Genomic DNA, 6621 nt, shown 5'->3' on the forward strand with positions numbered 1-6621 from the left:
GTGACGCAAGCCCATTAACCTGTGAAATTGCGCGTTGGCCTATCTTATGTTCATCGTCTGAAAACAGGCGTTCTAGGCGTAAGGTAGATTCGGTAATCGCGTTATCCCAACCAATTAGGAATCCCCCGCCCAATACGGAAAGCGGAAGAAGAACAAAATTAATGCGCCCAAACCATTCAGGGTATCGGTATGCAAGGAATGCCAGTAAGCCGAGGAAGGAAGTAATGAGCGTAGCAATGATTGTTTCAAACATAAGCAGGGGTGGAATTCTAAGTGTGATAGGAAAAGAGTGCAAGCTGGCTCAGCGCAGGCCGAGGCCGGCTCGACCTTGGGCAAAGCGGGTAGGTGATCCACAAAATTTCCCTCTATGTCCGAAAGCCCGTGTAGGTGGTACACAATTCCTCATCCAGTGTGGTACATACTTCCAGTTTCAGCAAAACGCACCCATAGCATAATCAAGGACTTCTGATGGACTGAGGTCTGAGGTCTCACTCGGTCTCCGGCACCAGTCACATGAGAGTCAGGCATTTATCGCAGACGAACCTATAGAGGGATGCATGGATACAAAAGGAATCGTGATGCTCGTTGCCGGTGTCATTCTTTTCATCAGCGTCATCGGGATTGGAGCTTGGGTGATGACAGCGCCTTTGGAAGCGGGGGAAGCAGAAACGAAACGGTGTAATGAATATGTGGTTGAGTTGGATCAGGTGAATAAGTACAAGTGGTTTTGGACACCCTATCATCAGCGCATGGCGTTCAATACCTGCATCACCAAGAAAACAGGGCAGTAGAAGTAGTCGTCACCAAGTCTCTTCCGTTAAACCAGTCGTCAGGAGTTCTGTTTCCACATGCGCATGGTGTGGCGGTGGATGCCTTGTGCTCGTGCAGGCCTCCAGGGAGCGTCGAGACTTCTCCTTGGGTTTACGCTCCTGCAGCTATGGAACGCGCCGCCACTACGCGCGGAATGGTCTCTTGTCGAAAGGAACGACAAGGCAAAAATCTATGTTGATGCGGAAAGCATCAGCCGGAACGGTGATATGGTCAGCGTCTGGGTGTTGGATGATCTGAAGACGGCCCAGAACAGAGGGTTGAGCACGTTCCTCTCCACTCGTGCCCAGGAAGAACACGATTGTTCCAAAGAACGCTTTCGCCTGGTGACCATTGAGCAGTTTGCTGGAAATATGGGGACCGGTAACTTGATCTACAAGAAGGTGGGTGAGTCACACTGGGCGCCCATCCCACGAGGGACCATGGCGCAATCGGTGTGGAAATTTGTATGTGGGAAAAAGTGACGGTGAAGTAAACAATCCTAGGGGAGCATCGCAGAAATTAGACAGACGTCCGTTCCCGCCCACACTTCCAGCAGGTGCCGAACTGACCCTCGTGACGCTCGCCGCATCCTGCACAGGTCCACATATCTTGATTCGATGGCAGCAACACCAGGCCTTCTTCAAGCAATCGCCTCGCCCGGTCATAATCTTCGTCTTGAACCCACAGCTCCGGGAACACTTCAGTGAAGGGAATCTCTCCGGCAAGGCTGGATGAACGCTGGTTCTTGATCATGCATCGGATATCGGCCTGCTCTAGCCGCTCCTTGCGCATTTCAACTTCGATCAAGTTCTGAGAGACGAAGAGCTTTTTCATCGATGACGAATCCCAGTTGTTGAACGTCTGAATGACCCAGGTTCTGGGTGTCTCTTGTCGAGAGGCAATCAATCCCGCGTTCTCTTAGAACAGGTGCGAGAAGCGGATCGACATCCTCATCGAGATAGAGCTTGAAAGTCACTGTCTGAATCGGGATGGTTAACGATCAAGAGGAAGGGTGTTTTCGCACGTACTCTTCACGATTCTTCTCAATCTCACGGTCGATCTCCGCTCGATTGTCGTAATAGTACGCAAGCGCGTCATGGATTTGAGCGAGGGTGAGGTGAGGAAATTTTGCAACAAGCTCCTCAGGCGTACACCCGTGCTGGAGTATGTAGATGGCGACCGACCGAACTGGAAACCGAGTGCCGTTGATGACGGCATCCCCCCCGCAAATCGCAGGATCGCTCGCGATATGAGGATGGGCAACTTTTGGCATATGGCCTTCCCGGGATTCTCAAACCTTAGCAAGGTGACAGTGCACCGTCAAGCCGAACGTCGTCAACACCGGTCTGTTTGAGCGTTTTCGTTATCATGACGTGAGCAAACCGGTAAGTTGGATAGGATGGACAGTGAACAAGCAAGAGACAAAGGATAACGACAATGAATCAATGCTTTGGCAGCATCCCGCCATTTGACAATGACCCGCTGATAAAAGTCAGCGGCAAGTAGCTGACTTTTACTTCTTAAAGACCATCCTCGGATTGGTCATGTTCCCCATCGCGAACCCTACCAACTCCCACCCGTTGGAGCCGAACTCGTTCAGCTTGATCTGCATAGTCTCGGTATCGGGAATCACCTCGATGATTTGGTACTGATAGCGTTTCGGCTCCTGAGCCTTGACCGTGAATGGTTGGCCTAAGAGCAACAAAAGTCCAAGGGCTCCAAGGCTGATGACTGAGATCAGCCACGCGACTGAAATGCGTATGGTCATATATCACCTCGCATTGTTGGTAGGTTATGGGTGTGCATTCGTAAGTATTGCCGGCTTCCAAGTATATTTAAAAAAGACGATAAACTCATCTCCTTACCGATATCCTCTATCTCTGTTTGTAACGGCTGCTTGATCTTGTTGCAAGCGTCAGCGAGGAATGTTGGGCTGGAGCCTTCGCGACGAGCTATTCTAGTTCTCTCAAAATCTGCAAGGATCTCAGTCTGTGTGCAACATCAGGCAAATGCCAATCGGCCCTTGGGTTCCGGAATGGGACGACCGAGTTCCTTGGCAGTTGCGATCCACTTCCGAATAACAGTTTCCACATTCGCCAGAGCTTCTTGATACGTGGCGCCATCTGCTGCGCAGCCCGCCAACTCCGGCACTTCGGCAATGAAGGCCTGATCGTCTTTGCTCCAATAGATGATTGCTTCGTACTTACTCATTGACGTCGCCCCCCAGCTTGTACGCAGAATTACATGGCGTACTTGTTTCACCTGATACGGCTTGGCGTGGGAGCTTTTGGCGGTAGATTCAAAATCTCTTCGACTCCCGTTTGCCTATGGGTGTGCCACGCGCCAGTTTTTGCCGACGCCCAAATCGACTTGGAGCGGCACCGATAGGCCCAATTGTTTGCCGACACCTTCCATCTCGCTTTTCACCAACCGCTTCGCTTCCTCAAGATCGTGATCCGGCACCTCGAAGATGAGTTCGTCGTGAACTTGAAGAATCATCTTCACGTGGGGTAGTTCTTCGTGAAGTTTCTTGTGGACGTTGATCATAGCCACTTTGATCAAGTCTGCCGCGGTGCCTTGAATGGGACTGTTCACCGCCATACGTTCGCCAAACCCCCGTTGCACTGGATCGCTGCTTTGGAGCTCAGGAATCGGGCGACGGCGGCCAAGGATCGTGGTGGTGTAGCCTTTCTCGCGGCCCTCCGCAATGTTCCGATCCATCAGGGCACGGACGGCAGGGAATCGTTCAAAGAAGGTTTCGATGTATTTTTTGGCTTCGGCTTGGGGCACGCCGAGGTTCTGAGAAAGGCCAAACGGACTGATTCCATAGACGATGCCGAAGACGACGGTTTTGGCGGCGCGTCGCATGTCCCTGGTGATCTGATTGGAGGGGAGGCTGAAGATTTCCATGGCCGTCGCCATGTGAATGTCTTCCGCTTTGGTAAAGACGGACAGCAATCTCGGATCCTGCGAGAGATGGGCGAGGATACGCGGTTCGACCTGGCTATAGTCGGCGCAGAGGAGTTCATGGCCTTGGGGGACGATAAAGGCTTCGCGGATACGGAGACCATAATCGCCTTTCACGGGAATATTTTGAAGATTCGGATCGGTGGACGAGAGCCGTCCTGTCGCCGCAACGGTCTGGTTCAGCGACGTATGGAGCCGTTTCGTGTCCGGATGCACCAATGCAGGCAAGGCATCGACGTAGGTGGACTTGAGCTTGCTCAGGCTTCTGTAATTAAGAATCTGCGCGGGTAACTCATGTTGCGCCGCGAGTTGCGTGAGAGTGTCTTCATCGGTGGAATAGCCGGTCTTTGTTTTTCGCAGGGGTTTCAAGCCGAGTTTCTCGAACAAGACTGTCGCGAGTTGCTTCGGTGAATTGATGTTGAATTCGCCCCCGGCCAGCGCGGCAATGCTGGTCATCATGCGGTCGAGGTCCCGATCCAGTTCCTTACTCAGGTTGTGAAGTCCATCAACATCCAACAAGAAGCCGTTCCGTTCGATATCGGCCAGGACCGAGACAAGCGGCATTTCGACTTCTTGAAACAGATTCAGACTTCCCTGATCCCTCAACCGATCGAGCATGATCGGAGTAAGCTTGGCGATCACCGCCGCGCGTTCCGCGATCTGCTCCCGCGACGCGGTTTCAGCCTGGAACAAGGATGTCGGCGATGCCGGCTCTTTCGCCCGGGTGCCGAGCCGATGGTCGAGGAGTTCAAGAGCCAGGGTGTCGAGCTGATGGTCGCGTCGATTGGGATTCAGGAGGTAGTCCGCGATCATCGTGTCAACATACGGCCCAGTGAGCGTGACGCCGATCCGGTGAAACGCGAGAAGCGTCAATTTCAGGTCATGCACCGCCTTCAGCCTGGTCGTTTCATGAAAGAGCGTGATGATCGGGCGCATGTACTCATGGACGTCGAGCGGGATGAAGGCGGTCAGGTCTTCCGATGAGAGTGCGATGCCCTGCATGTCGGCTCGTACGCCGGGAGAACCGGAGAGGAGACATTGGACGGCGATGGTTTCGCTTTGTTCCAATCGTGCGACAAAGGCTTGCGCCGCCGCCTCGCTCTCAATCGTCTCCACGGCAGTCTGATGGATCGAAGTCGGCGGCGAGGTCGGCTGGATGGATTTCAGCAGCGTCGTGAATTCCAGCTCGCGAAGCACATCCATGAACCGGTCATTATATACCGGCTTGACCTGAAGCGCATCGGCATCGAATTCCACGGGACAGTCGGTTTGAATCGTGGCCAGACGCCGGCTCAGCCTGGCGTTGTCGGACTGCTCGATCAACATGGTTTTGACACGGTTCGGCGTGACTTCGTCGACCCTGCGAAGCAGCTCTTCGATCGTGCCAAATTGGCCGATCAATTTCGCGGCCGTTTTTTCTCCGATACCTTTCACACCGGGAATATTATCGATGGCATCGCCCATGAGGCCCATGATTTCCGGAACCCGCGCAGGCTCGACCCCAAATCGTTCGCGACATTCCCGCTCGCCGATCCATTTATCCTTGACGGGGTCGTAAATCTTCACGCGGAGCGTGAGCAGCTGGAACATATCTTTGTCGCTCGTCACGATCGCCACATCGCGGTCGGCACGTTCCGCTTTCCGAGCCAGCGTGCCGATAATATCGTCCGCCTCGTGTCCGGCCAGTCGAATGGCGGGAATCGCCAGCGCTTCGACGATGCGGTGAATATAGGGCACCTGCGCGCTCATGGCGTCCGGCATCGCGGGCCGCTGGGCCTTGTAGGCCTGATATTCTTCATGCCGTTGCGTAGGGCCCTTCTCATCAAAGACGACAGCGAGAGCATCAGGCCGGTGTTCCCGCATGATCTTCAAGAGCATGTTCGTGAATCCGTACACGGCATTGGTTTGAAAGCCTTTCGAATTCGACAGCGGCGGCAAGGCAAAGAAGGCCCGATAGATGTAGGCGCTGCCGTCGATCAGGTAGAGCGTGTCAGGGCGATTTTGAGGATCAGACATACATTCTTCAGCGTCCAGCTATGAACTCCAACGGTGAGCCGTTTGTATATCGGCAGCGATCGGAGATCGATGGCGGCATGGGTGTTATGGTTTCGGCGCAATCGTGAGCGGAGGCTGCCCAAATTTCTGGCGCATGTTGTTGATGGTGCTCAGAACAGCGGGCTGTCCGATCATCTTGGCTTCCATCTTACGCTTGCCGGGGAAGTCCAGCATCGTCACCCCGATCAACATCGTGAGAATGCCCTGGCCCGGCAAGAACAACATTAAGAAGCCCACGAACAGAAAGATGGCACCGATGACGTTTTTTACGATATGGCCAAGCAACCGAAGCACCGGATGGTGATCTTCCATCCAGCGTCGCGGCACACGGGTGTCGAAGAAATCCGTCGGAAGTCTGACGAGGATGAACGGGATCGCAATCAATGATCCGACAAAGAAGACCATCGAGAGAGCCGTCAGGGTAACGAGGGTCTCGGTCGAGATATATTGCTGAACCGCTGAAAGAAGCCCATCCATCGGTCGGCATCCTAGCATTCAGGCCCTGATGCCCTCAAGATGAAGCCGGTCCTCGTCTCATGTTTACGCAGTCGAACGTGATGGTCATAATCACCGAACCTGGGACTCGGTATGAATGGGTACAAGCCGCATTTGAAAATCGGATGGCTTGCGTGAAAGTCCGCGCGCGGAAGAAATGAGTATGTCGACGAATAAGTGCACCGGATCTCGATGCTCGGTATGACGGTTGCGATGATGGCCAAGGACGTGATTATCGCCTTGTTGTCCTGGATGATTAAAAACTCGCTGAAGGGAAGATCGATCAGATCGATT

Annotated in this window: 8 protein-coding genes and 1 pseudogene; 2 read left to right on the forward strand and 7 right to left on the reverse strand. The window is 53.6% G+C overall.

What is annotated here, in order from left to right:
- Positions 1–253, reverse strand: a pseudogene (locus tag ACOSYY_RS15095) (hypothetical protein); the annotation flags it as partial.
- Between the two features lie 304 nt (positions 254–557).
- Between ACOSYY_RS15095 and ACOSYY_RS15100 the strand changes: the two are divergent.
- Positions 558–791: a hypothetical protein gene (locus ACOSYY_RS15100; protein WP_421663381.1), complete on the forward strand. Its 234-nt coding sequence runs from the start codon at positions 558–560 to the stop codon at positions 789–791.
- Between the two features lie 57 nt (positions 792–848).
- Positions 849–1292 carry a surface-adhesin E family protein gene (locus tag ACOSYY_RS15105; RefSeq protein WP_421663383.1) on the forward strand — a complete coding sequence of 148 codons (444 nt, stop codon included), beginning with the start codon at positions 849–851 and terminating at the stop codon, positions 1290–1292.
- Positions 1293–1329: 37 nt separating this feature from the next.
- On the opposite strand, the gene ACOSYY_RS15110 is transcribed toward ACOSYY_RS15105, so the two are convergent.
- From ACOSYY_RS15110 to ACOSYY_RS15135, 6 genes are all read right to left on the reverse strand, one after another.
- Entirely contained in the window at positions 1330–1644 is a 315-nt protein-coding gene (locus ACOSYY_RS15110; RefSeq protein ID WP_421663385.1) for a putative signal transducing protein, read from the reverse strand.
- A gap of 166 nt (positions 1645–1810) precedes the next feature.
- Positions 1811–2083 (reverse strand): DUF433 domain-containing protein, encoded by a 273-nt coding sequence (locus ACOSYY_RS15115; protein WP_421663387.1) that lies wholly within the window; start codon positions 2081–2083, stop codon positions 1811–1813.
- Between the two features lie 240 nt (positions 2084–2323).
- Positions 2324–2578: a hypothetical protein gene (locus tag ACOSYY_RS15120; RefSeq protein ID WP_421663389.1), complete on the reverse strand. Its 255-nt coding sequence runs from the start codon at positions 2576–2578 to the stop codon at positions 2324–2326.
- A 233-nt stretch (positions 2579–2811) separates the two neighbouring features.
- Complete coding sequence (locus tag ACOSYY_RS15125; RefSeq protein ID WP_421663390.1) at positions 2812–3021, reverse strand: type II toxin-antitoxin system HicB family antitoxin; 210 nt, start codon at positions 3019–3021, stop codon at positions 2812–2814.
- A 114-nt stretch (positions 3022–3135) separates the two neighbouring features.
- Positions 3136–5793 carry a DNA polymerase I gene (gene polA, locus ACOSYY_RS15130; protein ID WP_421663391.1) on the reverse strand — a complete coding sequence of 886 codons (2658 nt, stop codon included), beginning with the start codon at positions 5791–5793 and terminating at the stop codon, positions 3136–3138.
- A gap of 84 nt (positions 5794–5877) precedes the next feature.
- Positions 5878–6309, reverse strand: a complete 432-nt coding sequence (locus ACOSYY_RS15135; RefSeq protein WP_421663393.1) for a PGPGW domain-containing protein — start codon at positions 6307–6309, stop codon at positions 5878–5880.
- Positions 6310–6621: the final 312 nt, after the last annotated feature.

It is taken from the genome of Nitrospira sp. BLG_2, assembly GCF_049222245.1.

What these genes read in the sequence shown, in the direction of transcription:
- ACOSYY_RS15105 (WP_421663383.1), top strand. Translation starts at nt 849, where the DNA reads ATGCGCATGGTGTGGCGGTGGATGCCTTGTGCTCGTGCAGGCCTCCAG.
- ACOSYY_RS15100 (WP_421663381.1), top strand. Translation starts at nt 558, where the DNA reads ATGGATACAAAAGGAATCGTGATGCTCGTTGCCGGTGTCATTCTTTTC.
- ACOSYY_RS15115 (WP_421663387.1), bottom strand. Translation starts at nt 2,083, where the DNA reads ATGCCAAAAGTTGCCCATCCTCATATCGCGAGCGATCCTGCGATTTGC.
- ACOSYY_RS15135 (WP_421663393.1), bottom strand. Translation starts at nt 6,309, where the DNA reads ATGGATGGGCTTCTTTCAGCGGTTCAGCAATATATCTCGACCGAGACC.
- ACOSYY_RS15120 (WP_421663389.1), bottom strand. Translation starts at nt 2,578, where the DNA reads ATGACCATACGCATTTCAGTCGCGTGGCTGATCTCAGTCATCAGCCTT.
- ACOSYY_RS15125 (WP_421663390.1), bottom strand. Translation starts at nt 3,021, where the DNA reads ATGAGTAAGTACGAAGCAATCATCTATTGGAGCAAAGACGATCAGGCC.
- ACOSYY_RS15110 (WP_421663385.1), bottom strand. Translation starts at nt 1,644, where the DNA reads ATGAAAAAGCTCTTCGTCTCTCAGAACTTGATCGAAGTTGAAATGCGC.
- polA (WP_421663391.1), bottom strand. Translation starts at nt 5,793, where the DNA reads ATGTCTGATCCTCAAAATCGCCCTGACACGCTCTACCTGATCGACGGC.